The sequence below is a fragment of the Acinetobacter sp. YH12076 genome, assembly GCF_013419525.1.
In the GTDB taxonomy this organism is placed as follows: domain Bacteria; phylum Pseudomonadota; class Gammaproteobacteria; order Pseudomonadales; family Moraxellaceae; genus Acinetobacter; species Acinetobacter amyesii.
The window spans coordinates 170,181-194,175 of record NZ_VOZY01000008.1; the positions used below are offsets into that span (position 1 = coordinate 170,181).

26 protein-coding genes and 1 pseudogene are annotated in these 23,995 nt (G+C 39.6%); 13 read left to right on the plus strand and 14 right to left on the minus strand.

All coding sequences use genetic code 11. The features are described 5' to 3' along the window. Nucleotides 1-166: 166 nt before the first annotated feature. Nucleotides 167-796: an HAD-IB family hydrolase gene (locus FTU22_RS10090; protein WP_180064243.1), complete on the minus strand. Its 630-nt coding sequence runs from the start codon at nucleotides 794-796 to the stop codon at nucleotides 167-169. After that, a complete protein-coding gene (locus FTU22_RS10095; protein ID WP_180007933.1) occupies nucleotides 763-1,968 on the minus strand; it encodes a DUF1615 family protein in 1,206 nt (401 codons plus the stop codon). Before FTU22_RS10095 ends, FTU22_RS10090 begins: the two co-directional genes overlap by 34 nt. Before the next feature lie 276 nt (nucleotides 1,969-2,244). Here FTU22_RS10095 and FTU22_RS10100 point away from each other — a divergent pair, with 276 nt between their 5' ends. Both FTU22_RS10100 and FTU22_RS10105 read left to right on the plus strand, forming a co-directional pair. Beyond that, nucleotides 2,245-2,427: a hypothetical protein gene (locus FTU22_RS10100; protein ID WP_180094263.1), complete on the plus strand. Its 183-nt coding sequence runs from the start codon at nucleotides 2,245-2,247 to the stop codon at nucleotides 2,425-2,427. Nucleotides 2,428-2,541: 114 nt separating this feature from the next. Next, nucleotides 2,542-2,757, plus strand: coding sequence for an acyl-CoA thioesterase (locus tag FTU22_RS10105; protein WP_249748744.1), 216 nt, complete (start codon nucleotides 2,542-2,544; stop codon nucleotides 2,755-2,757). Between the two features lie 91 nt (nucleotides 2,758-2,848). On the opposite strand, the gene FTU22_RS10110 is transcribed toward FTU22_RS10105, so the two are convergent. Next, a complete protein-coding gene (locus FTU22_RS10110) occupies nucleotides 2,849-3,019 on the minus strand; it encodes a hypothetical protein (RefSeq protein WP_180088197.1) in 171 nt (56 codons plus the stop codon). A gap of 312 nt (nucleotides 3,020-3,331) precedes the next feature. Beyond that, a complete protein-coding gene (locus FTU22_RS10115) occupies nucleotides 3,332-3,706 on the minus strand; it encodes a hypothetical protein (RefSeq protein WP_180094265.1) in 375 nt (124 codons plus the stop codon). Between the two features lie 474 nt (nucleotides 3,707-4,180). Here FTU22_RS10115 and dusB point away from each other — a divergent pair, with 474 nt between their 5' ends. Beyond that, entirely contained in the window at nucleotides 4,181-5,185 is a 1,005-nt protein-coding gene (gene dusB / locus FTU22_RS10120; RefSeq protein ID WP_373886270.1) for a tRNA dihydrouridine synthase DusB, read from the plus strand. 219 nt (nucleotides 5,186-5,404) lie between these two features. On the opposite strand, the gene FTU22_RS10125 is transcribed toward dusB, so the two are convergent. Beyond that, the gene (locus tag FTU22_RS10125; protein ID WP_180023841.1) at nucleotides 5,405-6,448 is read right to left on the minus strand and encodes a nitronate monooxygenase family protein; all 1,044 of its coding nucleotides are present in this window, start codon (nucleotides 6,446-6,448) and stop codon (nucleotides 5,405-5,407) included. A gap of 214 nt (nucleotides 6,449-6,662) precedes the next feature. Here FTU22_RS10125 and FTU22_RS10130 point away from each other — a divergent pair, with 214 nt between their 5' ends. The 3 genes from FTU22_RS10130 (at nucleotide 6,663) to FTU22_RS10140 (ending at nucleotide 9,298) form a co-directional block, all read left to right on the plus strand. Beyond that, nucleotides 6,663-7,922, plus strand: a complete 1,260-nt coding sequence (locus tag FTU22_RS10130) for a putative DNA modification/repair radical SAM protein (RefSeq protein ID WP_180094269.1) — start codon at nucleotides 6,663-6,665, stop codon at nucleotides 7,920-7,922. Nucleotides 7,923-7,931: 9 nt separating this feature from the next. After that, the gene (locus FTU22_RS10135) at nucleotides 7,932-8,711 is read left to right on the plus strand and encodes a TIGR03915 family putative DNA repair protein (RefSeq protein ID WP_180094271.1); all 780 of its coding nucleotides are present in this window, start codon (nucleotides 7,932-7,934) and stop codon (nucleotides 8,709-8,711) included. A 65-nt stretch (nucleotides 8,712-8,776) separates the two neighbouring features. Then, on the plus strand, nucleotides 8,777-9,298 hold the full coding sequence (locus FTU22_RS10140) for a hypothetical protein (RefSeq protein WP_180094273.1): 522 nt from the start codon (nucleotides 8,777-8,779) through the stop codon (nucleotides 9,296-9,298). A gap of 38 nt (nucleotides 9,299-9,336) precedes the next feature. On the opposite strand, the gene FTU22_RS10145 is transcribed toward FTU22_RS10140, so the two are convergent. The 5 genes from FTU22_RS10145 to metK form a co-directional block, all read right to left on the minus strand. Further along, a complete protein-coding gene (locus FTU22_RS10145; RefSeq protein ID WP_180094275.1) occupies nucleotides 9,337-10,548 on the minus strand; it encodes a YeeE/YedE family protein in 1,212 nt (403 codons plus the stop codon). Nucleotides 10,549-10,683: 135 nt separating this feature from the next. Next, nucleotides 10,684-11,385: a VIT family protein gene (locus tag FTU22_RS10150; protein ID WP_180094277.1), complete on the minus strand. Its 702-nt coding sequence runs from the start codon at nucleotides 11,383-11,385 to the stop codon at nucleotides 10,684-10,686. A gap of 146 nt (nucleotides 11,386-11,531) precedes the next feature. After that, a complete protein-coding gene (locus FTU22_RS10155) occupies nucleotides 11,532-11,876 on the minus strand; it encodes a hypothetical protein (RefSeq protein WP_180094279.1) in 345 nt (114 codons plus the stop codon). Between the two features lie 151 nt (nucleotides 11,877-12,027). Continuing rightward, on the minus strand, nucleotides 12,028-12,468 hold the full coding sequence (locus tag FTU22_RS10160; RefSeq protein ID WP_180094281.1) for an SMI1/KNR4 family protein: 441 nt from the start codon (nucleotides 12,466-12,468) through the stop codon (nucleotides 12,028-12,030). Nucleotides 12,469-12,638: 170 nt separating this feature from the next. Continuing rightward, complete coding sequence (gene metK / locus FTU22_RS10165; RefSeq protein WP_078188779.1) at nucleotides 12,639-13,805, minus strand: methionine adenosyltransferase; 1,167 nt, start codon at nucleotides 13,803-13,805, stop codon at nucleotides 12,639-12,641. Between the two features lie 444 nt (nucleotides 13,806-14,249). Here metK and FTU22_RS16485 point away from each other — a divergent pair. From FTU22_RS16485 to FTU22_RS10185, 5 genes and pseudogenes are all read left to right on the plus strand, one after another. Further along, nucleotides 14,250-14,346, plus strand: a pseudogene (locus FTU22_RS16485) (prepilin-type N-terminal cleavage/methylation domain-containing protein); the annotation flags it as partial. After that, nucleotides 14,319-14,675: a pilin gene (locus tag FTU22_RS10170; protein WP_373684096.1), complete on the plus strand. Its 357-nt coding sequence runs from the start codon at nucleotides 14,319-14,321 to the stop codon at nucleotides 14,673-14,675. The pseudogene FTU22_RS16485 and the gene FTU22_RS10170, both read left to right, overlap by 28 nt. Nucleotides 14,676-15,138: 463 nt before the next feature. After that, complete coding sequence (tkt, locus tag FTU22_RS10175) at nucleotides 15,139-17,127, plus strand: transketolase (RefSeq protein WP_180094285.1); 1,989 nt, start codon at nucleotides 15,139-15,141, stop codon at nucleotides 17,125-17,127. A gap of 183 nt (nucleotides 17,128-17,310) precedes the next feature. Further along, a complete protein-coding gene (locus FTU22_RS10180; RefSeq protein WP_078188774.1) occupies nucleotides 17,311-17,526 on the plus strand; it encodes a hypothetical protein in 216 nt (71 codons plus the stop codon). Nucleotides 17,527-17,712: 186 nt separating this feature from the next. Continuing rightward, the gene (locus FTU22_RS10185) at nucleotides 17,713-18,156 is read left to right on the plus strand and encodes a GNAT family N-acetyltransferase (protein ID WP_373886268.1); all 444 of its coding nucleotides are present in this window, start codon (nucleotides 17,713-17,715) and stop codon (nucleotides 18,154-18,156) included. A 63-nt stretch (nucleotides 18,157-18,219) separates the two neighbouring features. On the opposite strand, the gene FTU22_RS16325 is transcribed toward FTU22_RS10185, so the two are convergent. Next, nucleotides 18,220-18,735: a nuclear transport factor 2 family protein gene (locus FTU22_RS16325; protein WP_249679944.1), complete on the minus strand. Its 516-nt coding sequence runs from the start codon at nucleotides 18,733-18,735 to the stop codon at nucleotides 18,220-18,222. Between the two features lie 286 nt (nucleotides 18,736-19,021). Here FTU22_RS16325 and FTU22_RS10195 point away from each other — a divergent pair, with 286 nt between their 5' ends. Beyond that, nucleotides 19,022-19,618 (plus strand): YceI family protein, encoded by a 597-nt coding sequence (locus FTU22_RS10195; protein WP_180094289.1) that lies wholly within the window; start codon nucleotides 19,022-19,024, stop codon nucleotides 19,616-19,618. Between the two features lie 176 nt (nucleotides 19,619-19,794). On the opposite strand, the gene FTU22_RS10200 is transcribed toward FTU22_RS10195, so the two are convergent. Then, entirely contained in the window at nucleotides 19,795-20,328 is a 534-nt protein-coding gene (locus FTU22_RS10200) for a LysE family transporter (RefSeq protein ID WP_373886267.1), read from the minus strand. Nucleotides 20,329-20,394: 66 nt separating this feature from the next. Next, nucleotides 20,395-21,102: a glutamine amidotransferase gene (locus FTU22_RS10205; RefSeq protein ID WP_180094291.1), complete on the minus strand. Its 708-nt coding sequence runs from the start codon at nucleotides 21,100-21,102 to the stop codon at nucleotides 20,395-20,397. A gap of 419 nt (nucleotides 21,103-21,521) precedes the next feature. Between FTU22_RS10205 and FTU22_RS10210 the strand changes: the two genes are divergently transcribed. Then, nucleotides 21,522-21,797: a hypothetical protein gene (locus FTU22_RS10210; RefSeq protein WP_180023831.1), complete on the plus strand. Its 276-nt coding sequence runs from the start codon at nucleotides 21,522-21,524 to the stop codon at nucleotides 21,795-21,797. 87 nt (nucleotides 21,798-21,884) lie between these two features. On the opposite strand, the gene FTU22_RS10215 is transcribed toward FTU22_RS10210, so the two are convergent. Then, nucleotides 21,885-23,984 (minus strand): TonB-dependent siderophore receptor, encoded by a 2,100-nt coding sequence (locus FTU22_RS10215; RefSeq protein WP_180094293.1) that lies wholly within the window; start codon nucleotides 23,982-23,984, stop codon nucleotides 21,885-21,887. Between the last annotated feature and the right edge of the window lie 11 nt (nucleotides 23,985-23,995).

Sequence of the window (23,995 nt, forward strand, 5' to 3'; positions counted from 1 at the left end):
CGCTTTTAATATTTGACCGCATTATTTCTAATTAATGAGAAAAATAGCACACTATAAAGTCAAAATAAAAGCAGAATTTTCAAAATTTAATCATATATTAGAGCGACTTAAATTTAAGTTTGTGATTGTTAACTTTGATTAATAAACCAAACTAAATCACTCGACTTTAGTCGAGTTCAGGTAGGCGTTTATCCTTTCCATTCATGAAATGGTGGGTGGCCAATTCAAACATAGCGAGGTCTTCATCGCTATTTCCATAGGCATAAACATGCTCATAGTCTTGAAGGTTAAATTGCTCCAAAACGCGAATTTTCTTTTGCTCGCCACTACAGTCTAAGGTTTGATACAAACCAGTTAGTATTTGGTCATTGGCTGCTGTTTCGGTACAAATCAGTTTGACCCCAAGCTTTTTGGCCACAGGTTTAAGATATAAATCGACGGATGCAGAAACCAATACGACTTCATGACCGCGTTTTTGGTGTTGCTGTAATTGTTCATACAGTGAAGGATTGAGTTCTGCCATCAAATGTTCAGCATATTGCGCTGCTTGATTTAAAACCTGCTCATGATTGGCTTGGCTAAACATTGCGGCATATAGGCGAGGACGCATTGCATGTGCAGGATATAGCTTGAGATAATAGCCTTGAATCCAAGGGAGAATTTTAATCCCTTGGCGCACGATATGCCTTTTAGGCAGGGAATAGAAGATGAACCCTGTAAAACTGTCTTTGTTACACAGGGTTCCGTCAAAATCAAATAAGGCTAGAGTTTTAGGTTTTTGATGCGGCGCATGCATGTTTGATAACGTCCATCGACTCGTGTGGCAAACCAATTGGTATTGTAATCACGGCTTAATTTCGGCCCAGAAATTACGACTTCAGGCATCATGGCATAAAATGGTTCTTTTCCGGTCTTTTCTTGGTACAACTTTTTGACCGCTTTATACGTCAAAGTATCTTCAAAGTCCTGATCTTTTTCTTTTTTAAGATCTGAACGAATTTGACGTGGCGTCGCGATCACATTGTTTTCTGCAAAAACTGCAATCAGCGCGGTTTCAGACTGACTTTTTACTGAACGTGGAGAACCATCTTTATTATAAAGTAAGAGGTCACCATCTAAGCCGAGCTCAGCAGGGGTTAAGTCATTCAACATGCTCTGGAATGCTGCATTACGACTCGAATAACGACCAGAGTTATAATCTGCAAAACGATAAATCGGTTTGTCATATTCAGCCGGGTACATCATTAAACGGTGAATGCCATAATACAAACCGCCATATTGGCTATACATATCTGTACGTAGTGCCGCAATATTTCCACCTTGGCGCTTATGGTCTTTAGCATAGCCTATATGGACCTGCATCGAACCTAAAGTGGTAATGGGGTTGAGCTTTTCACCAATATCTTGTCCAACCAATTTCGCCGCGCCTGTTAACGCACTCACGTGATAGTGTTTAGACATATAGTCAAAAATTTCACGATATAGCTCGTCTAGCTCACGTTCAGTTTGAACACGGCGCATTTGGCTGAGATAGTTATCTTCTGGACTCGGTTGATTTTTTAACACATCTTGGAAATAGCCAGCGACTGTACCACCGATGCCATCACCCAATTTATCTTTAAACTTTTCTTCAAGACGATCTTGAACTTCTTTGACGGCTTTTTCACCGAGTCCCGGCACATGTGGGTCAGCAACAAAATTGGACTCTTGATCGACCACAGCAACAATCGTACAGACATTTTCTTTCGTGGTCGGAATACCGAGCTGATCACTAATGTCGTAGATATCATTGGCCCATGACAGACGTTCATTCACGCGAGGTGGAATGGCTTTTTTAATCTGTTCTGCTTCCATAGTGGGTTCATCTTTGCTCCACCATGAACCATTACCACAAGCAGCCAAGCCAATGGATAAAGCCAGTACAGAAAGGGATTTAAAGCATAATGTGGTCGAAAAAGTTTTGTTCATATTTTCCAATAAACTCAGCCATATGGGGGCGACAAAGCAGGAGCAGTATACTATGCAAAATACATAAGTAATGAATAAATATGTATATGCCTCATAGGGGACTGTCAATCTATTTATGGAGATCTACGCGTGTAAAAACAAGCAGTTCTGTCATGATGATTGGAAAAAGAATGCTTTTTGAGCTAAATAGATGAATATTCCAATATCATTTTCAACAGATTATAAAAAATGAAGGTATATACTAGCTGAAATCCATAATTTTTTAAGGGGATTATTATGCCAGCTAAATTTTTCAGTCGTTTCTTGGGTTTGATTGCGTTAGTTATGGTATTGGGGGCAATCGTTATTAACCTTGTTGTGGCTAAACCGATGGTGGAATATTGGATCTTACTCTTACTACCTTGTTTTGCCGTTCCAATTTTAACCTCAGTGATGATCACGAAGGATGAAAATCTTTAACATCATCGTTCAGTAAATCTATTTTTCAATCCAATAGATGATGAATACACAGTCTTTGCAAAAAGCTCACATCGGGTGGGCTTTTTTGTGAATTAGCCAAAAGTCTTTTATACTATGCAAATGAGAAGGTCAAAACGTCAGCAAAAATTAACAGCTTCAAAAGTTATTTGGTCAACTGAACAAGATGCCGAGTTGATCGAACATGCAGACTTAGCAATGCCTGAGTTAATCCAGCGCTTGGGATTTTGTGAAGAAGATATTTTGCAAAGAAAAGAAATATTGGGTTTAAACCGGCGGGCACGACAAATTCAACGTTTATATTTTAAATAATAGATGTCAAAGTGATTGTATATTGTGACAAACATAAGATGTCTGTGAATTTAAAAACCCACGAACTGTGGGTTTTTAAATGTTTACTGAATTATTTTGCAACGGCTTCAGAAGCAGAGGCTACTTCAGTCGCGTCCTGAGCAACTTCCGTTGTTTGAACTTCAGATGCAGCAGCTTCAACTTTTTGTTCTTCAGCAGCAAATGTAGTTGCAGCCGCCGTAGAGATAAGTGCAGCAAAAAGTGCTTTATTTAAAGTTTTCATGATTCAATCTTCAGTCTATTTTTGGAAAAAACAACTTAATGTATTAATCATGAGAAACGTGTAATTAAAATAGATTGTTCTGTGTCCAAATTGTGAATTTCAACGAAAAAATTATTAAAATAAATCAGTATTTTGAAGTCTATCACAAAATAAAATTTGCCATTCAATTGCCGTTTATTATTTGAAAGCTTTAAAAAGAAAAACCCGAATAAATCGGGAAGTATATTTTACGTTGTTATTACAGCGAAACTTCCCCACTTTTCGCTTAATAACAATTTATCGCTGAAATATGACGCCATGATGAAAAGGAGATTATTGAGCAGGGCATTCAATTTTGAGTTTTTCTTTGTAATAGTCCTGTGCGATCTTCAAATCGTTCAACATTTTATCTTGAGTATAGTCTTGGGCTGCGAGTTTGAGCATGGCAGGCATGTAATTAGTTTTATATTCATGAGGGTAGTCATGACATAAGACTTGTGTTTTTTCCTTAATAGATGTGCTTGGGGCATCTAAAACATCAAGGTATTGACTGATTTGCGCATCTGACTGCTCAAATTGTTGAGTCGCTTGTTCCGTTGTTAAATCAGCGTTTTGACTTTCAGCTGCAGCTACCTCGTCATTCGGTTGTTGGCAGGCAGTAAGAATGGTAGCGAAAAATATAAAAGAGAGAATTTTCAATTTTTTCATAAAGTTCAACTCACTGATGTGAATTTATAGATTTAAGTTTTCAATGATTTTAGCAGTATCCCTCTATAGTAACACCTGTACAGGCAGATCTGCTGAAAGTCTGATGTTGAATCGATAGTGTGTTAACTACATGGCTGATGCATAAGTTTCAACGACTCTTAAGCAAAAGCGTAGAAATTTTTGTTTGGAATTACTAAACTATCGCATTGCAAATTTGCCGTCCAATTCCGAAGCTTCAAATTCCTCAATTCAATCGTTGAGCAATGTTGATATTCATTGTCATCATTCAATTGCATAATCATTGCCATGAAACGTTTTTACGCTCAACAGATTTTGCGAACATACATTTGAATTTAGCATTGTAAAAGTGGCTTGGAAGATTTCGAATGTGGTTCGGGCATCATTTGCTAAATATAGCTAGAGGTTAAAACATTGAGTCAACATCCTGTCATTCAAGAATTATTCGATCGTCCCATCGAGAGAAAACTGTGGGTCGCTCCCATGGCAGGGGTTACAGATCGCCCATTTCGTACACTTTGCAAATACTTTGGCGCAGGTCATGCTGTCAGTGAAATGATGACGGCTGATAAGACCTTACGCATGAGTAAAAAGAGTCTTTATCGTGCGAATTTTGATGGTGAAATAGCACCTATCTCAGCTCAAATTGCAGGATCAGATCCAGCTGAACTGGCTGAAGCCGCTCGCTATCAAGTGGCAAATGGTGCACAAATTGTCGACATTAATATGGGATGTCCGGCGAAGAAAGTCTGTAATAAATTGGCAGGTTCCGCGCTGCTCAAAGATGAAGACTTGGTGGCTCGCATTTTAGATGCTGTGGTTGATGCAGTTGATGTACCCGTGACTTTAAAAACCCGCTTGGGCTATCTCAATGGCCATGAAAACATTATGCGCGTTGCGAAACGTGCCGAAGAAGCTGGCATTGCTGCATTGGCACTTCATGGTCGTACACGTGAAGATATGTATCTGAATACGGCGCGTTATAGCTTAATTAAAGATGTGAAATCGTTGATCAATATTCCTGTGATTGCCAATGGTGATATTGATACACCTGAAAAAGCCAAATATGTACTGGATTATACTGGTGCCGATGCAGTCATGATTGGCCGTGCAGCTCAAGGTCGCCCATGGATATTCCGTGAAATAGGACATTACCTGACGACGGGTGAGCATATGGCGGCGCCAAGTATTATGGAAGTCCGTGACGTATTACTCGGACATTTATCTGAGTTATATGGTTTTTATGGTGAATATTCAGGTTGTCGAATTTCACGCAAACATATTGCTTGGTACACCAAAGGTTTACGTTCTAGTAATGAGTTCCGCCAAAATATGTATAAAGTTGAATCTACAGCAGATCAATATAAAGTCGTCGAGGACTATTTCAATCACCTACTCGATCATGGTCAGATCATGAGTGATGTTCAGGTTGATCATGTCAATTTGCTTGAAACCAAATAACTGAAAACCAAACGAAGTAGATCTGCATTATTCGATACAAAGTAGGCTGCTTTAAGTTAGTTAGATTGATTTGAAATAGATTTAACTAATTTGATTCACATGATCTGAAACAATTCTTGAATTGTGCATCGATGATGACTTAAATTACATATAAAAAGCCCTCAATGTTGAGGGCTTTTTTGTAGGCATTTATGTTTGAATGTCGCGTTGAGCGAGGTCTTAGTTAAAGCGCATTTCTAAAATCAATTGATTGATCAAGTCAGGTGCTTCCAATTCACGTATTTGAGAGACATTGGTTCCCGCCCAAAAAGCACCATATTCATGTACACCATGCTTGCTAGCAGCGGCATGTAATTGTTTGCCTAAATCATAGCTATATGGGTAAGCCGGGACGGTCGGGCGAGTCGGTGTGTCAATATCTGTGTGCCAGTTATTGATAATGCCACGAGCAGGGCGGCCTGAAATACTTGATGTAATCTGCGTGATGGGTGCATCAAATAATGCTTTGCGATAAGCTTCATTGGCATTTGATGTTTTGCATTGCACAAAAGCAGTGCCCAATTGAACAGCATCTGCACCCAACTCCATAATTTGATAGGCCTGATGTCCATTCATAATGCCGCCAGCAGCAACAACGGGGCATTGAATATGGCGTTTCAAGAGCTGAACCAAATCACGAGTCTTAACGCTGCTATCAAAGTTTTCATTGAAAATGCCGCGGTGACCACCAGCTTCAATACCTTGAGCAATCACGATATCAATGCCTGCAGCTTCGATCAGTTTAGCTTCTGCTAAGTTGGTTGCAGAAACTAGAGTCAAAATACCCGCTTGTTTCAAGGCTTGGATTTGATGTGGATGTGGAATACCAAAATGGAAGCTTACCGCTTTAGGGCGCGTTTCCAGTAAGAGGTTTAGAAAATGGTCATTGTCTTTAAAGCTTGGATAAATACAGTTCAGTGCTTCAGGAGCTTCTGCATTATATTGAGCAAAGCGTGATTTAAATTGCATGATCCATTTGGCAGCAACTTGTTCATCGAGTTCTACTGTGTCATGACAAAAAAAATTGACCTGAAAAGGTTGTTCAGTGAGTTCTTGAGTTTGTAATATTTGTTGACGTGCATTCTCAACACTGCTTGCACCTAAACCCAGTGAACCAAGTCCACCTTGATTTGACACTTCTGCAGCAAGTTCAGGTGTAGAAACACCTGCCATTGGGGCAAGAAATATAGGGTGTTTGATGCCAAGTTTTTCTAATAAAGTCATGTGCATACTCCAATCACTCTAAATACTTTGCCCAAGCGAGTGAAATTAAGCAAATAATATTCGTTATTTCATATCAAAATGGTCTTATGCTTACACGAAAGTTGTACTTGAAATTAAGCGACACCTCGTGTCGTAGTAATGATGTATGACCCGACTTTTGAGGTGGATCCTTTTAAAATAATGCTGTGTTCACTTTAAATTTTATAATTCTTCCATGTCTGAACGTATCCGTGAAAAACTGCAAATTTTAGCCGATGCTGCCAAATATGATGTCTCATGTTCTTCGAGTGGTAGTAAGCGCCAAAATAAAGACAAAGGTCTGGGTAATACTGGAAACGGTATTTGCCATAGCTATACCGAAGATGGTCGCTGCGTTTCGTTATTAAAAATTCTATTTTCCAATGTCTGTATTTTTGACTGCGCATATTGTGTGTCCCGTCGAAGTAACGACGTAAAGCGCGCAGCATTTACGGTACAGGAAGTGGTCGATTTGACTATGAATTTTTATCGTCGGAACTATATTGAGGGGCTATTTTTAAGTTCGGGGATTTTTAAATCGGCGGATTACACCATGGAACGTATGTTGCAGGTGGTAAAAAAACTGCGTTTAGAAGAAAATTTTAATGGTTATATTCATCTGAAGACCATTCCGGGGGCATCTCAGGAAATCATTACCGAAGCAGGTTTATATGTCGACCGTATGAGCATTAATTTGGAAATGCCGACAGAAGATGGTTTAAAAAAATTTGCACCTGAAAAAAGTCATGCCGAAGTCCAAAAAGACTTAGGTATCGTCCGAGACCGTTTGATTCAATTTAAAGATGAACGAAAAATTATACGCACAGTACCTAAATTTGTACCCGCAGGACAAACGACGCAAATGGTGGTGGGCGCACATCAAGAGTCTGACCGTGATGTCATACTGATGGCAGACCGTCATTACAAAGAGTTTAAGCTCAAGCGTGTGTATTACTCGGGTTATATTCCAATAAATGAAGAGGAGCGTGCGCTGCCAGCTGTGGGTTCTGCGCCACCGTTATTACGAGAAAATCGGTTGTATCAAAGTGACTGGTTGATGCGTTTTTATGGGTTTGAAGCGACGGAATTGGTCGATGAAGAACATCCAAATTTAGAATTGGATATTGACCCTAAATTAGCATGGGCACTGCGTCATCCAGAGCTATTTCCCGTGGATATCAACCGTGCAGAATATCAGATGATCTTGAGAGTGCCGGGAATCGGTGTGCGTTCTGCTAAAAAAATTGTTCAAGCGCGACGTTTTGGTAAAATTCATATCGACCAATTAAAACGTATGGGTATTTCCTACAACAGAGCACAACATTTTATACGCTGTGAAGATTCACCTAAATTTATTCGTGAACAACAGCCTCATCAAATAAGACAGCAGATTTTGCAAAGTGGTCAGTCGAAATATACGCGGCAAATTTCTCCACAATTGAACTTCGGTTTTTAGGACACAGTCGTGAGTATTTATGTCTTTGATGGCACGATGACAGGATTGTTAAGTTGTGTTTTTCGGGCCTTTCAATTTAAGCAATTTGACATTCAGATTTGTACAGATGGGCAAGTGCAGGCAGGTCTTTTCGCCGAAGTCATTGATGTGGCTAGTCACGATGAACAAGCACAGCGGGTATGGCAAGGATTAAAGCTTAAAGCATCTGAAAGTGCTTTAAAGCAGTTTTATTATGCGTTTTTATCCGAGCAGCAGCAGGCTTTTCAACATTGTTTTAATTTTGCGATTTATGTGTTCCAGCAACAGCGTGATGTGTTTAAAAACTATGGTCATGCTGATGTATTAGGGATGAGCCAGTGGGCGAAGCAAGTGGGGCGTGAAAAGCACCGAATGGAAGCTTTTGTGCGTTTTAAAAAATGTCAGGATGGCTTGTTTATCAGTTTAGTCTCACCTGACTTTAATGTATTGCCTTTGATCGAACGGCATTTCAAATCACGCTATCAAGATCAACGTTGGCTGATTTACGATGAAAAACGCAATTATGGCATTTATTATGATTTAAAACAGGTGCATCAAGTGGATATGGATGCCACAACCATAGATAGGCAAATACAATCAGGCCATAGTCAATCCTTTAATATTGAACTGGATGATGATGAGGTTTTGTATGATCAGCTTTGGAAAGATTATTTTAGAAGTGTCAATATTGAAGCCCGACGTAATATGAAATTACATGTGCAGTATGTGCCACGTCGTTATTGGCGTTATATGAATGAGAAAGCAATTTAAGTGTGAATCATCTAGTTGTTTTCGGGCATAATGATCGAGCTTTTGATTGTTTAAGTGAGACTTTGATGAAATTATTTCTTGTTACAACCGTTCTGACGGCAATGACGCTCACGGCGTGTTCTGCAAATGAACAAGAAAAGAAAACATTCAATCCGCAAAGTTATCAAGTTGCCGATACAGCGGGATTACAACAACGCTTTGAACAATTAAATCAAACTCTAGCAGCTGATTTTAGCCAACTAAAAAAAGTAGAAAGTATGGCTTTTTCAGACCAATCCGCTTTAGATGTTCATAACTTAAAAACTTTAAATCAGCATTTTGTTGCCAACACCGCTTTAAAAAGCTCAAAAATTGCCTATTGCGAAGTAATGAATCATTATTTTTCTGAAATGTATCATCTTGGACATGTGAACTTAGCCTTGGTGAAAGACGTTAAACTGCCAAATGCCGCAAACGAAGATTTGAGTCAGGTATTTGCGAATGCAGACCAATTTTATGATTTTATTATCAACCGCTATACCACATACAAACAGGCACAAGAAACTATGCAATATGGTTGTAATCTAAAAGCAGCTCTGACAGATTAAAAAAGCCCCTCATTTGAGGGGCTTTTTGTTTACTGAAATTAGCAGCCTGTTAGTTTTTCCGGTTGTGGACGTTCGCCAGGGAAGAAGATTGGACGTAGTTTGACGCCGATACCGTTCCCAATGAAGGCAAATACTAACCATAACCAGCCATGCAAACTCCCTGAAGCAATACCGCTGAAATACGCACCAATGTTACAGCCGTATGCTAAACGTGCGCCGTAACCCAACATCAAACCACCGATCACAGCCGCTAGCAGTGAACGTTTTGGGATATTAAAGTTTGGTGCAAATTTACCAGCTAGGCTCGCTGCAAGTAATGCACCGAGCATGATGCCGAAATTCATCATCGACGTGATATCAAACCATAATGATTCGGTGAGTGCTTTGGCATTTGCAGGTTGCTGCCAATATGCCCAAGATGCAACATCGATCCCCATGATACTTGCTGATTTTGCGGCCCAAACAGCTAAGGCAGAGGTAACGCCCCAAGGACGGCCTGCAAGTGCGAGTGTGGCAAAGTTTAGTAAAGTCAGGATAATTCCGCCCCAAACCAATGGCCATGGACCACGTAGAAAGCGTTTCCAGCCGTGTTGGTTAGCTTGCGGCTCAACTTCAAGCTGACCATGGCGTTTCTTTTCAAAGTATACCGTTGCTGTGGCAATCAATGCAAAGAGCACAAAGTTTAAAAACAGTGCAGGAACTACACCAAAGCTTTTGACTAAAGAAATCGGCTCAAAGTGGGGAAGGTCAAACCACCATTGAATATGCGAAGTTGCAATCAATGAACCTGTACAGAAGAAGATCAGCGTTACAATCATACGTGCGCTACCTGCGCCCACAGTGTACAGGGTCCCTGATGCACAGCCGCCGCCAAGTTGCATACCAATACCAAAAATAAAGGCACCGATCATCACGGACATTGAAACAGGATTAACGTTACCTTTGACTGGGTTGCCAAATAATTCACCCGCACCTAAAGCAGGGAAGAAGAGCAATACAGCCAAAGCCAACATGATCATTTGTGCACGCAAGCCACGACCACGACGCTCTTTAATAAAGACACGCCAACTCGAGGTGAAACCAAAAGACGCATGATAAAGCGTCATACCCAAAGCACCGCCAATTAAAAATAGCAATGCTTGGTTAACGCCTACAACCAGATAAGCACCAATGGTGCCTAAAATTAATAAAACAAAAGCCACCCAAATCGATACATTGGATCGATTGGCTGGCGCAGCAATAACAGACATGGAGAAAAAAGCTTAAAAAATGTATTTCTATTTTACGGTTTTTATATATTGTAAAAATTAATATTGTTTAGAATTCACACAATCATTGCTGTGAATAATTGATTTTCAATATTTGTAAAACTGATAAAAGAAACATTAAACTGGATTTACATTAAATAAAGAACCAATCCAACTTGAAAATAGCATGGCTGCAATGCCCCAGAGTGCAACACGTAGACTGCCTTTCAACATAGAAGTACCTGCTGCATAACTGGCTAAAGCACCGAGGAGTGCTAGAGAAATCACGCCAACGGCCATAACGGTTTTTTCAATATGCATGTCAGCACTGATCAAGATCGCAACCATCGGAAATAGTGCACCAATTGAAAAGGCTAAAGCCGATGATAGCGCTGCTTGAACGGGTTTTGCTGCGGTATTGTCATGGATTCCAATTTCATCTCGTGCATGGGCCTCTAGTGCATCATGGGCCGTCAATTGGACTGCGACTTCATGGGCCAGTTGTGGTTCTAAACCACGTTGAATATAAATTTGGGTAAGTTCTTTAAGTTCTAGCTCAGGGTTCTTTTGTAGTTCTTTATGCTCCATGTGAAGATCTGCTTTTTCGACGTCTTCTTGAGATTTCACAGAGATATATTCGCCCGCCGCCATAGAGGTTGCACCAGAGATGAGTCCTGCAATGCATGTAATGAGTAAGGTATGGCTAGAAGCACCACTTGCAGCCATGCCCATAATTAAACTAGTGACGGAGATAATGCCATCATTTGCACCGAGTACAGATGCACGTAGCCAACCCGTACGTTCCATAAAATGTTTTTCGGCATGATGTGAGTAAGACATTATTTTCTCTAAATTTGTTATTTATATGACCTCATAAGATTGACCTGACATAGGTTAAATTTCAAGTTAAAAATAGATTGAAACAGTAAGTTGAATAAAATACAGATGTAAAAAAAGCACCCGAAGGTGCTTTTTTTATAAAATGCTTATTGTTGAGCTTTTTCTTTCACATTTGCTGCACCTTGTTCAACAGCACCTGCTGTTGCAGCAGTCGCGTCTTTAGCTGCTTCTTTTGCATTGTGTGCAGCAGCTTCAGCATTTTCTGCAGCATTTTCGGCTGCTGTCGCAGTTGCAGTTGCAGCATTATCAACAGCAGTAGCTGTCGCAGTTGCCGCATCTGAAGTTGCATCAGCGATGTCATGGCCTGCTTGGTCAGCAGCGTTTTCTAAGTGTTCACCAGTTGTTGCACCTGTTTCTGGCGCTTTGTCTTTATTACAGCCAACAAGTGCAACAGTTGCAGCCAAACCTAAAGCAACAAGTAATTTATTCATTTTGATCTTTCCTTTTTTTGTTATGCCCGTAGCATGGGCTGAATTTATATTAGCTGAAAAAATATTCGATATTTGATCAAAAATTGTTGATTTAGTGTAATTTTATCTAGCTTATTTTGTAGTTTGAAAGGCTTTATATCTGCTTATAACGTTAAGGGTTTTGACTAAATAATTCTTCAATTGAGTTAACAAGTAGATAGATAAATTCACTGTCTTCATGGCGCCATAAATATATTTCTTCCCCCAATTGTGTATCGTCTACCGTACGCAGCAATAAATAATCGCCATCGCCGTTATGTGCAATAGCAATGCTGTTTTCAGGGAAGTCTTCAATTTCACTGATGGATTGATGTTCTGCGGCTAGATGATTCATTGTACGCTTTATTCTTTTCACATCGCTGGTGTCTTGGAAGGGAAAAAGCCACCATGCTTCGATGTCATCACCATCTTTAAATTCATCCGTGCTAGAAAAGCTAATGCCGAATTCGCCACCATTTTCAATTTGCATTTTGGCTTTATATTTTTCTGGAAACTTAAATCCTAATTGTTCTTCAGTTGCAGTAATAAATTTTAAGTCTAATGGAAAGGGCATGATGTTGTTCTTAAATTATTTTGGTGATTTATGAATAAGCTAGGCGTAAATTTTAGTCAATATTTTTTTACACTCGTTATTTTTATCCTAGATGTTTTAGTTATGGACATATGGGCCATAAAAAAGCCTGCAATCAATGCAGGCTTTTTTGAGAAATTAATCTACTAAGATTAAAGACCAGCAGATGCTTTAAGCGCTTCCACTTTGTCAGTTTTTTCCCATGTAAATGCGGTATCAGAACCTTCACGACCAAAGTGACCATACGCAGCAGTTTGTTGGTACATCGGTTGGATCAAGTTCAACATACGAGTAATACCGTATGGACGTAAGTCAAAGTGTTCACGTACAAGTGCAATAATCAAATCTTCAGATACTTTTGCAGTATTGAATGTGTTGATCGAGATAGATGTTGGTTCTGCAACACCAATCGCATATGACACTTGAATTTCACATTTGTCAGCTAGACCAGCAGCCACAATGTTTTTAGCAACATAACGGCCTGCATAAGCAGCAGAACGGTCAACTTTTGATGGATCTTTACCAGAGAATGCACCACCACCGTGACGAGCCATACCACCATAAGTATCTACAATGATTTTACGGCCTGTTAAACCACAGTCACCTACAGGGCCGCCAATGACGAACATACCTGTTGGGTTGATGTGGAATTTAGTGTCTGCATGGAACATTTCAGCAGGAATCACTTTTTTCACGATTTCTTCAATTACCGCTTCTTTCAATTGAGCTTGGGTAATTTTTGGATCGTGCTGAGTTGAAAGTACAACTGCGTCTAAGCGAACTGGCATGCCATTTTCATAAGCAAATGTTACTTGGCTTTTTGCATCAGGACGTAACCAAGCAAGTTTGCCTTGTTTACGTAGTTCAGCTTGTTTTTCCATTAAGCGATGCGCATATGAAATAGGTGCTGGCATAAGCACATCAGTTTCACGGCTTGCATATCCAAACATTAAACCTTGGTCGCCTGCACCTTGATCTTCAGGTTTTTGACGGTCTACACCTTGAGCAATTTCAGGTGATTGTTTACCGATCATGTTGATCACGGCACAAGTTGAACCATCAAAGCCAAGATCTGAATGATGATATCCGATACCATTTACGGTATTACGAACAATCGCTTCAAAGTCAACATTTGCAGTTGTTGTGATTTCACCGGCAAGTACAACCGCACCCGTTTTTACAAGCGTTTCACAAGCAACCCGTGCATATGGGTCTTCTTTTAAGATTGCATCCAAAATAGCATCACTGATTTGGTCAGCCATTTTATCCGGATGGCCTTCGCTTACAGATTCCGAGGTAAATACAGCGTACTCGCGCATAAGTCCTATCACAGTTAAATTTAAAGACGCAATATGTTACATCGAGAAAGCGTTTAGGACTAGCTTAACATGACCAAATTGGATGAAATTAATTCATTTCAATGACTTTTTAATTGATATAGGCATCTAAAAAATTGATATGAGCAATGGATTTCTCAATTTAATTTTTTATGATGAGATAAAACTGAAATATTTTGTTTTGGCACAAGCAACAATGTGATTAGGCGTTAAAATGCCTAAAGTGGCATTTTAAGTGAATCAATTATAAGAAAAAATCAAATCAATATCCTGAGATTTATCAATAATGAATGTCATGAACTGCCAGAATATGACTGTAAACGACAATTATTCGTTTAATTTGAAAAATAAAACACAATAAGTGTGGGCTTTTGAGACTTGGTACACAAATTGCCTATTTGTCATTACGTTGAATGGGGAAACGTAATGAAACAGTCTGGTTTTACACTCATTGAAATCATGATCGTGGTGGCAATTATCGGCATTTTGGCTGCAATTGCTACTGTATCTTACAATGGCTATGTCGCTCGGGCGCAAGTAGCTGAAGTATTAACAATGATTTCACGCTATAAAATTAAATTGATGGAAAATTATTCAGAGGAACAAAGCTGTGTAGATTTGAATACAGCGCTGAATGAAAGTATCAGTACCAAATATATTGCGAGTAGTGACATTACTGATGTGGCAGGAACGTGTTCAGTGGTTTTTACGTTTAAATCAACAGATGTCAATTTTGCTCTTCGCTCAAAGCAGATCTATTTTAATATTCCAGATGATTTAAATGGTGCTTGGAATTGTCAATCGGATGATATTTCGCAGCGAAATTTACCTGCTACATGTCGTGGGATCTAAAGTATTGAATGTGAAACCGTGAGTATATTGGATAAGTGCTGATTTTACAGGGATGATTACGACGTTTGAGTTACCCAAACCATAGTGGGTTTAATTATTGAAAGTATTTCATATTTCAAATGGTCATTTATTTAGACAAGCTTTGACTACTACTTTTATTTGCAATTGCCTTTCGATGTAGCGGACTTTTATCAGTTATGAAGCGGTTGCTTTCTCTGCCAAACTCTAAATATGCATTGCGCTGTCATTGATTCGCCATATAAAAGCGTCACTGTATACAAAATAAACGACATGCATAGGCTTGAAATTGAGCAATAAGCACCCAAAATACAGGTGGTGCAGGAATAATTAGCGAAAATTTGCCCCTGAGGCTTTACCCATTCCGCTTTTTTTAAGACAATATGCGCATCTTTGAATTCTTATTCATCTTACTCTTTTAAACCATTTGTTTGGACTCTGACCTATGACAACCCCGCTTAACGAACGTCGTATTGCAAACGCAATTCGTGTATTGGCAATGGATGCTGTGCAAAAAGCAAATTCAGGACATCCAGGTGCTCCAATGGGGATGGCAGATATTGCTGATGTGGTATGGCGTGAATTCCTCAACCACAACCCTGCAAACCCACAATGGGCAAACCGTGACCGTTTCGTATTGTCAAACGGCCATGGCTCTATGTTGCAATATGCGCTATTGCACTTAACAGGTTATGACCTTTCTATTGAAGATTTGAAATCATTCCGTCAATTGCATTCTAAAACGCCAGGTCACCCAGAATTGGGTTATGCACCGGGTATCGAAACAACCACAGGTCCATTGGGTCAAGGTATTGCAAACGCTGTAGGTTTTGCACTAGCTGAAAAAACTTTAGCGGCTCAATTCAATAAAGAAGACATTACAGTTGTAGATCACAACACTTACTGTTTCTTAGGTGACGGCTGTTTAATGGAAGGTGTTTCTCACGAAGCATGTTCATTGGCTGGTACTTTGGGTCTAGGTAAATTAGTTGTTTACTACGATGACAACGGCATCTCGATTGACGGTGAAGTAGAAGGCTGGTTCTCTGATGATACAGAACAGCGTTTCCTTGCATACGGCTGGCAAGTACTTAAAGTTGACGGCCATGATGCAGACGCAATCCGTGCGGCAACTGTTGAAGCAAAAGCTGAAACTGCGAAACCAACCTTAATTATCTGTAAAACCATTATTGGTTTAGGTTCGCCAAACAAACAAGGTAAAGAAGATTGCCACGGTGCGCCGCTTGGTAATGATGAAATCGCTTTAACTCGTGAAGCTTTGGGCTGGACAGAAGGTCCATTTGAAATTCCTGCTGATGTTTATGCAGCTTGGGATGCAAAAGCCAAAGGTACTGCTTCTGAATCTGCTTGGAACGACACATTTGCTGCTTATGCTGCTAAATATCCAGCAGAAGCAGCTGAACTAAAACGTCGTCTTTCTGGTGACCTTCCTGCTGACTTCGCAGCAAAAGCGGATGCTTATATTGCTGAAGTAAATGCTAAAGCTGAAACAATCGCTACTCGTAAAGCTAGCCAAAATGCCATTCAAGCATTTGCACCACAGCTTCCAGAAATTCTAGGTGGTTCTGCTGACCTTGCAGGCTCTAACCTGACTTTATGGAAAGGCGCAGAAGGCGTTGAATCTAACCCAGCGGGTAACTACGTTCATTACGGTGTACGTGAATTCGGTATGACTGCAATTGCGAACGGTGTAGCGCTGCATGGCGGTTTCGTTCCTTATGTAGCAACATTCTTGATGTTTATGGAATATGCACGTAATGCAGTACGTATGTCAGCATTGATGAAACAACGTGTGATCCATGTGTATACCCATGACTCAATTGGTCTAGGTGAAGATGGTCCTACACACCAACCTGTAGAGCAAATTGCATCTTTACGTGGTACACCAAACCTAAACACTTGGCGTCCATGTGACACTGTAGAAGCGTCTATTTCTTGGAAATCTGCGCTGCTTCGTTCAGAAGGCCCTACAGCATTAATCTTCTCTCGTCAAAACTTGCCATTCCAAACTCGTACAGCAGATCAAATTGCTGACGTTGCGAAAGGCGGTTATGTACTTGCAAAAGAAAAAGGCGAATTGAAAGCAATCATCATTGCGACTGGTTCAGAAGTTTCATTGGCAATGGATGCTTACGCACAGCTTGACGGCGTACGTGTTGTTTCTATGCCATGTGCTGAAGAATTCGTAAAACAAGACGCTGCTTACCGTGAAGCGGTTCTTCCTGCTGCGGTCCGTGCGCGTGTTGCTGTTGAAGCTGCGCATGTAGACTACTGGTGGAAATTTGTAGGTCTTGATGGCCGTGTAATCGGTATGACGACTTACGGTGAATCAGCTCCAGCAAAAGACTTGTACCAACACTTCGGTATTACTGTTGATGCTGTTGTTGCTGCTGTGAAAGAAATTACCGCTTAATCTATAAAGATTAACAGTAAAAAAGACGCCCCAGAGAAGGGGCGTTTTTTATTGCAGAGATTAAATATATTTTTTAATTGTGAAATAACGATTTGTAACGAATGAATTAAAGCATTGGTTTAAAATTAATTCATTCATGCAGTATTCAGCCACGGGTGCAATGTTGCCCCAAGTGAGGAAACGATGAGCCTTTACGATCAGATAAATGATGAAATTGTACTGATGGATGCTGGTGAACAGAAATGGATTGGCACAGACTTAGAGCTTGAAGCCATGGTTGCGGTAGAATTGATGTTGCAAGACTTGCAAGAAGACAAAGTGATTAAGATTCGCCGTAAGAACCATGAAAAGCATACAGGTTTAAAGCAGGTAGATCGGATCTTGGTTGAAAAGCTATAAGCTGAATGGTTAAAAAGTCCGAATCTTCGGGCTTTTTATTTGCCTATCGTATTTATAAAACAGATAAGAAAACGTTCTTTCAAGACTCATCATGTTTAAAAAGAGCGCATAAAATACAGTGTTTTCAACACAAAAAGCTTTATTTCAGTTATAAAAATCCAGTGATCATTTAAAAAGACATTGAATGTGCAAATACAAATTAAAAATTTAACTGAAATTTCAAAAAGCCAATGGCAGCCGCTCTGGGAGCTGTATTTAGAATTTTATAAAAGTCAGGTGGCGGATGCAGTGACCGAACGAACATGGCAAAGGTTACATGCTGCTGAGTGCGAACATATGTATGGCTTTGCAGCCGTAATTGAACATCAAGTGGTTGGGATCGTGCATGTCATTGAACATGAGAGCTGCAGGACATTGCAGCCTTATGCCTATTTGCAAGATTTATATACGCTTGAAGAATATCGCGGGCAGGGTATTGGCAAGGCGCTGATCGCGAAAGTGAAAGAGTATTGTGATCAGCGGCAGTGTGACCGTGTGTATTGGCTTACGCATCAGGACAATGAAACTGCGCAAAAGCTGTATGATCAAATCGCGAGAAAAACCGGATTTATCCAATACAGCTGTCACTAATGCAGCCTAAAAGGCTATTCCAAATCAACAGCAGCTCTTGCGTGAAGAGCTGCTGGCTCTAATCTAAGCTGAAACTTTAAAGTTTTTAGTCGGGTCTGCATCTTGCTGAATGATCCATTCTCCACCTACGCGGAACGATGATGCTGAGGCATAGGTATCTTCCATAAATTGGAAAAAGCTGATCAAACCGTTTTGAACTTTGGCTTTAATTGAAAAAGGTGAGGTGAAAGTATTTTTTGCATAGACTGAGGTGTAGGTGAATTGACCAAATACAGCTACAGTTTCATCTTCAGCGATCATATCGGTGATTTGAAAGTCGTCGATATTCCAGTACGTGCCTACATTGGCAAAGGTATAAATATAGATGTCTCTGCCTGTTCCAGACCCAGCCCACGGCTCAATTTGTTTCAGTTCTGGGTTGCTGAAGTTTAGGGAAACATACGCCGCGTCTTCTGCAACCAACAGTTGAGTTGCATTTTCGACGAGTTCTTTTGAAGTATTCATAAGAAATGCCAAAACGACATCTTTGGGTGTTTTAGTGTTTAAGGCTTTTTCAATAGCCAGCGATTGTTCTGTCATTTTTCGGTACTCAGATTTTTATGATGTCTAAAAATCTTAAGTGGATTTGTATTGAAAACCTACGACTCAGATGGGTTGATGTTTCCTAAATTTAGGATAAATAGCTCATAGCCTAAATTAATTATTTGAAATATATGGGAAATTTAATAATTGAGAGTAGTTTTGGATGCTGCTACAGATTTTACAAAACTATCGTTCTAAACATGCAACAAAACGTTTTATCTTTAAAGCTGTAATACGGCTAAAAATCTATAGACTTAATGGTATTCGAAAGTGAGATAAAAACATGAACTTTAAAGCATTAACAATCGGTTTGGCGGTAGCATCAGTTACAACAATTTCTATGGCAAAACCTGTTGCCTATCAAATTGATCCTACTCATACAGCAACAGTATTTACGTGGAATCATTTTGGTTTCTCAACGCCTTCTGCAAACTTTAGTGATATTCAAGGGACAATTAATGTCGATAATGCAAAACCTGCAAATTCGTCTGTGAATGTGACGATTCCATTATCGAGCTTAAATACCAATGTCAAAGCATTAGATGATCATTTAAAAACAGCTGATTTCTTTGATGCTGAAAAATATCCAAATATCACGTTTAAAAGTACAAAAGTTCAAGCGATCAGCAAAACTAAATACAAAATCACGGGTGATTTAACAGTTAAAAATGTGACTAAACCAGTGGTATTGGATGCTGTATTGAACAAGCAAGCCGTTCACCCAATGACTAAGGCGGAAACGATTGGTTTCAATGCAACGACTTCTTTTGATCGTTCAGCATTTGGTGTCGGTGCATATGTACCAAATGTAGGCGACAAAATTACGGTAAATATTACGACTGAAGCGGCTGTATCTACAGCAAAGGCAGCAGTGAAATAAGATTTAGCTCCCTCAGCTAAGTTAGGAAAGCACCCATTTGGGTGCTTTTTTATGTCTCGTGGATGAGTATTTGATGAGTGATCAATCGCGATTGAGCAGCAATAGGCAGCCAAAACTGATGAAAATTCCACCGGTAATGGCGTCAATTTTTTTACTAAATTTTTGATAGTAATGGGTCATTTTGGTGCTGAGAATAAGACCGCAACCAATGCAAACCAAATCAAACTTTCAATAAAGACTAAAGCCAATAAAGAGCTTTGATCAAAAATACTGACCTTTGCACTGATCCCAATGGAAAATACACTACTGAAATAAACCAATGCTTTAGGATTGGCCATATTGGTCAAGAAACCGTGGAATAACAGCGTCAAAGGCGATTTTTTCTGTACAGCTTGCTCGGTTGATTTTGTTATTGTGCCGAGGTCTTTACTCCATGCAGATTTTAATAACTGAGAGCCTAAATATAAAAGATATAAGCCACCCAAAATCATGAGGCATTGTTGTAACCAAGCCATTTTTTGAAATAGAAAATGTAAGCCACTTATTGCACAAATTGACCAAACTAAAATACTAAGTGATATACCTAATGCGGCAAATAATGCATGTGATCTGGATTGTCGAATAGCACTTTGAGTGACAAAAAAGAAGTCTGGGCCTGGGCTGATGAGAGCAAAAAAGTGGATGAGCGCAATGCTGAGTAAGGGAGTCATTCTAATGGCTTATACGTTTTGAAGTGCAACCGTTATAAGCCATTTAGCTTTAAATTAATAGCTGTTTTAAAGCTCAAGCTGTTGTAAGAATTGTTGCAAAATAAGGGGAGCAACACGTTCTAAATGAGGTGCATGTTGTTGGCTTTCCATGCGTAAATTTGGGATGTTAATTTGTGCTTTATGCAGTTCACATGTATGCCCAATTAGCCATTTTTCCATGGCCTGTGTTTCTGCTTCAATATGAAACTGTAGAGCTAGAATATTGGGCCCATAGCTAAACGCTTGATTTGGATAAATTGCTGAGCTGGCGAGTAACTGTGCATTTACAGGTAAATCAAAGGTATCACCATGCCAATGCAGTACAGGCACTTGATCTAATGGCGCTAATATATTGTCAGTAATAGCATCAAGTTCTAAGTTACTCCAACCGATTTCTTTGCTATGACCTGCATAAACTTTCGCTCCCAATGCATGCGCAATTAGCTGAGCACCTAAGCAAATGCCTAAAGTCGGTAAATTACTCTCTAAACGTACTTTAAGTAAGTCTATTTCTTTTTGTAGGAAAGGGTAGTCATTAGTTTCATAGACTCCGATCGGGCCGCCCAAAATGATGGTAAGCCCTGTATGTTGCATAGCTTTACTGAGGTCATCGATACCAGCTTCGAAGTATCTCACCCGATAATCCAGTTGATAAAATACATCTTCCAATGAACCCAAATCTTCAAATGCAAGGTGTTGAATGACGTAAATGTTTTCGTTTAATGCAGTACTCATAGGGATTTTTCAGGATTAAAATTTCAAAATAGAATGTAGCTTGAATTGTCGGAGATTAAAAAGGAAAACTGTAAATTTTTCACAATTGCGAAAAGAAATAAATATAGAAGTTGGCTGAAGCGTATTGTTTTTTTCTTTGAATGATTAGGTCTGAAAATTGAACTTAGCATTTAAAACTTTTGTACTGTGAAGTAAGGGATTCTCGAAAGGCTTTATTGGCAAAATTTATGAGAAAAAGTGCATGATATTTTGATAAAGCTTTGGTTTAGTATAAAAAAAAGATGAAAAACCAATGGAAAAGCGTTTAGAGATGCGTATGATGAAATCTTCGACAAACAACAGTTCATTTTTCTTTTAATATCATCACATAATTAGATAACTGATTTTAAAAGTAAAAAAATATAAGCCAGGGAACTTGTATGCAGTCAAAACATAATCGAGATGCCAGTCTCTTGCATGCGATACATAAAATTTTATGGAAGGAATGGGACCCGTTAGGGATTCGCCGTATTCCTGCTTTACGTGATGAATATGATGATTATTTGCCCAATATTTTTAAATTAATTCAAGAGGATTCAAGTGAATCAGAAATTTTTGAATATTTATGGTGGGTTGAGCAAAAGGTCTTAGAGAAAAAAGGGCAGAAGGAACATACCCTAAAAATTGCGAAAATGTTGAAGGCAATTGAGCGCTAGTTTGCGGTCGTGTACGCATAAAAAAACCGATTCGTTGTCCGTATCGGTTTTTTATTTTAAATCTCTTAGAAGTCTCTTAGAAACGGTTTAGAATTTCTTTTCTAAGGTAAACATAAAGCTTGGAATTGCTTCATTGATACGAGATTGGTATAGCGCGCCAGAACTTTGTTCTTTTAACACTTCTTTATAATCTGAGCTGAGAATATTACGTGCATTCACCGATGCAGACCAATTTTGATCAAAGCGTTTAGTAAAACTCACATCCATATTGACGCGTTCATTGCTGGTGCGATTGTACGGTTCGTTACTCAGCGCACGTGTATATTCAGGGGTATAATTGAGATTCACACTAGTTGCTATACGCCAAGGTTGATAATTATAAGATAAACCAGCACTTGCGGTATAAGGTGCAACATCACTTGCCAAACGGTCAGAGCCGTCAGTTTCTTCAATTTTTGCACGTACAGTTGAAAGTTGAGCATTCAACATAAATGAATGGCCATTCTCCGTTTGCTTCAGTGCATAGCGTCCAGAAATTTCCACACCATAGGTGGTTGCACTGTCTTGGTTATAAGGACGTTCGACAAAACGGCAATCGGTATTTCCTGTTTCACAACGACCGCCTGTAGCATTTTCTGACAGGATCGATTTTTCGATATAGTCATTAATTTCTCGATAATAGGCAGTGATATTTACACCGCCAGCAGGGGTGTTATAGCCTAAGGTTGTTTCGTAAGCATTAATAGTTTCAGGTCTTAGGTCAGGATTACCACCACGATCAGGGTTGTTTAGTGTCCCAGCATCACTATCTGTAGAAACTGAAACCGTCGGCATCAATTGATTGCTACGTGGATTTTTAAAAGCCTGACTCAAGTTGGTTTGGAGTGACCATTGGTCATTAAAGTCAAAACGGTGTGCTAATACAGGACTCAAATGCTGATCTTGATAATCCACTAAACCTGAACGATCAATCCACTCTTGGCGTACACCTAGAGTTAAAGTTTGGCGCGGCGTATATTTCCAACTTCCTTCAACATAAGCAGCATACAATTGTTCATCTAAGGTCTCTGCAATATTGCTTTCAAGTTCATTGCTTCGTAGGTCGGTACCAAATTTTATTTGGCGTTTTGAATCGAACTTTCGGACACCGTCGTAGCCTAAACCATATTTATTAATTTTTTCATCAATATATGATTGGGAATCTCTATACTCTGTTAATTCTGTTTCATTTTGCTGCTCAATTGATAAGCGAATTTTGTCGGAATTACCTTGGTCTTTACGCTCATATCGTGTGTTGAGTCGAATACTGTCATTTTTATCTTTTTGGATTTGAGTGCCACTTGTGCCTTCGCTTTCATTGTTGCGATAAAACATTTCAGCGACCAGTTTTTGTTGATCATCAAGTTGATATTCAACACGTGGGGTTAACATTTGCGACGTACGATTGGTGATGCGTTTTTGAGTTTTCGTTCCTGTTGCATCTTGTGTACGGATGAGCGTATCTGAATCATTCCACATTTGGCTCCCAGATAAACTATAGATCCAAGGGTCTGAACGACCATCCATTTGAAAGTTTAAATTAGTGCGTTCTTCTTCACGTGTATTTGACTTTGTTAGACCATAACCAGCACGTACAGAACCACTCAAACGCGTGCCATTCAATGGTTCTTTTAAAATAATATTAATGACAGCAGATGAAGCAACCGAGCCTTGAGCTACACTTGGTTGTTTGGTGATTTCAAGGCGTTCGATCATTTCCGGTGTAATGCTATCAACAACTGACATGCCACCACGAGGACCACCTTGTACAGGTTCACCATTTATTAAAAACACGGGTGCGCCACCACCACGAAAACGCATGCCGCCAGCACCTGCACCACCACGTGGACCACCGCCGACACCGGGGAGTTGAAATCCTGCAGCACGACGCAGTGCATCATTGATTGACTGATCGCCAAATTTCAACATTTCATCACGGCTTATGATGGTTTTTGCGACAGCACTGATATCTGGGTCTTTGGGCTTAGTGCTTGCTGTTGGAACTTCAAATGTTAAAGCTTCCATTTGCTGAACTGCTGCAGATTCTTGGAGATTTTGAACAGTATCTGCGGCCCAAATTGACGTTGAGATCGTAAGTAATGCGTAACTTAAGCTGGTCAGTTTGAGTGTGGTGTGCGCGCCGTGCATTATTTGGTTGT

What these genes read in the sequence shown, in the direction of transcription:
- FTU22_RS10090 (WP_180064243.1), bottom strand. Translation starts at nt 796, where the DNA reads ATGCATGCGCCGCATCAAAAACCTAAAACTCTAGCCTTATTTGATTTT.
- FTU22_RS10095 (WP_180007933.1), bottom strand. Translation starts at nt 1,968, where the DNA reads ATGAACAAAACTTTTTCGACCACATTATGCTTTAAATCCCTTTCTGTA.
- FTU22_RS10100 (WP_180094263.1), top strand. Translation starts at nt 2,245, where the DNA reads ATGCCAGCTAAATTTTTCAGTCGTTTCTTGGGTTTGATTGCGTTAGTT.
- FTU22_RS10105 (WP_249748744.1), top strand. Translation starts at nt 2,542, where the DNA reads ATGCAAATGAGAAGGTCAAAACGTCAGCAAAAATTAACAGCTTCAAAA.
- FTU22_RS10110 (WP_180088197.1), bottom strand. Translation starts at nt 3,019, where the DNA reads ATGAAAACTTTAAATAAAGCACTTTTTGCTGCACTTATCTCTACGGCG.
- FTU22_RS10115 (WP_180094265.1), bottom strand. Translation starts at nt 3,706, where the DNA reads ATGAAAAAATTGAAAATTCTCTCTTTTATATTTTTCGCTACCATTCTT.
- FTU22_RS10125 (WP_180023841.1), bottom strand. Translation starts at nt 6,448, where the DNA reads ATGACTTTATTAGAAAAACTTGGCATCAAACACCCTATATTTCTTGCC.
- FTU22_RS10130 (WP_180094269.1), top strand. Translation starts at nt 6,663, where the DNA reads ATGTCTGAACGTATCCGTGAAAAACTGCAAATTTTAGCCGATGCTGCC.
- FTU22_RS10140 (WP_180094273.1), top strand. Translation starts at nt 8,777, where the DNA reads ATGAAATTATTTCTTGTTACAACCGTTCTGACGGCAATGACGCTCACG.
- FTU22_RS10145 (WP_180094275.1), bottom strand. Translation starts at nt 10,548, where the DNA reads ATGTCTGTTATTGCTGCGCCAGCCAATCGATCCAATGTATCGATTTGG.
- FTU22_RS10150 (WP_180094277.1), bottom strand. Translation starts at nt 11,385, where the DNA reads ATGTCTTACTCACATCATGCCGAAAAACATTTTATGGAACGTACGGGT.
- FTU22_RS10155 (WP_180094279.1), bottom strand. Translation starts at nt 11,876, where the DNA reads ATGAATAAATTACTTGTTGCTTTAGGTTTGGCTGCAACTGTTGCACTT.
- FTU22_RS10160 (WP_180094281.1), bottom strand. Translation starts at nt 12,468, where the DNA reads ATGCCCTTTCCATTAGACTTAAAATTTATTACTGCAACTGAAGAACAA.
- metK (WP_078188779.1), bottom strand. Translation starts at nt 13,805, where the DNA reads ATGCGCGAGTACGCTGTATTTACCTCGGAATCTGTAAGCGAAGGCCAT.
- tkt (WP_180094285.1), top strand. Translation starts at nt 15,139, where the DNA reads ATGACAACCCCGCTTAACGAACGTCGTATTGCAAACGCAATTCGTGTA.
- FTU22_RS10180 (WP_078188774.1), top strand. Translation starts at nt 17,311, where the DNA reads ATGAGCCTTTACGATCAGATAAATGATGAAATTGTACTGATGGATGCT.
- FTU22_RS16325 (WP_249679944.1), bottom strand. Translation starts at nt 18,735, where the DNA reads ATGACAGAACAATCGCTGGCTATTGAAAAAGCCTTAAACACTAAAACA.
- FTU22_RS10195 (WP_180094289.1), top strand. Translation starts at nt 19,022, where the DNA reads ATGAACTTTAAAGCATTAACAATCGGTTTGGCGGTAGCATCAGTTACA.
- FTU22_RS10200 (WP_373886267.1), bottom strand. Translation starts at nt 20,328, where the DNA reads ATGACTCCCTTACTCAGCATTGCGCTCATCCACTTTTTTGCTCTCATC.
- FTU22_RS10205 (WP_180094291.1), bottom strand. Translation starts at nt 21,102, where the DNA reads ATGAGTACTGCATTAAACGAAAACATTTACGTCATTCAACACCTTGCA.
- FTU22_RS10210 (WP_180023831.1), top strand. Translation starts at nt 21,522, where the DNA reads ATGCAGTCAAAACATAATCGAGATGCCAGTCTCTTGCATGCGATACAT.
- FTU22_RS10215 (WP_180094293.1), bottom strand. Translation starts at nt 23,984, where the DNA reads ATGCACGGCGCGCACACCACACTCAAACTGACCAGCTTAAGTTACGCA.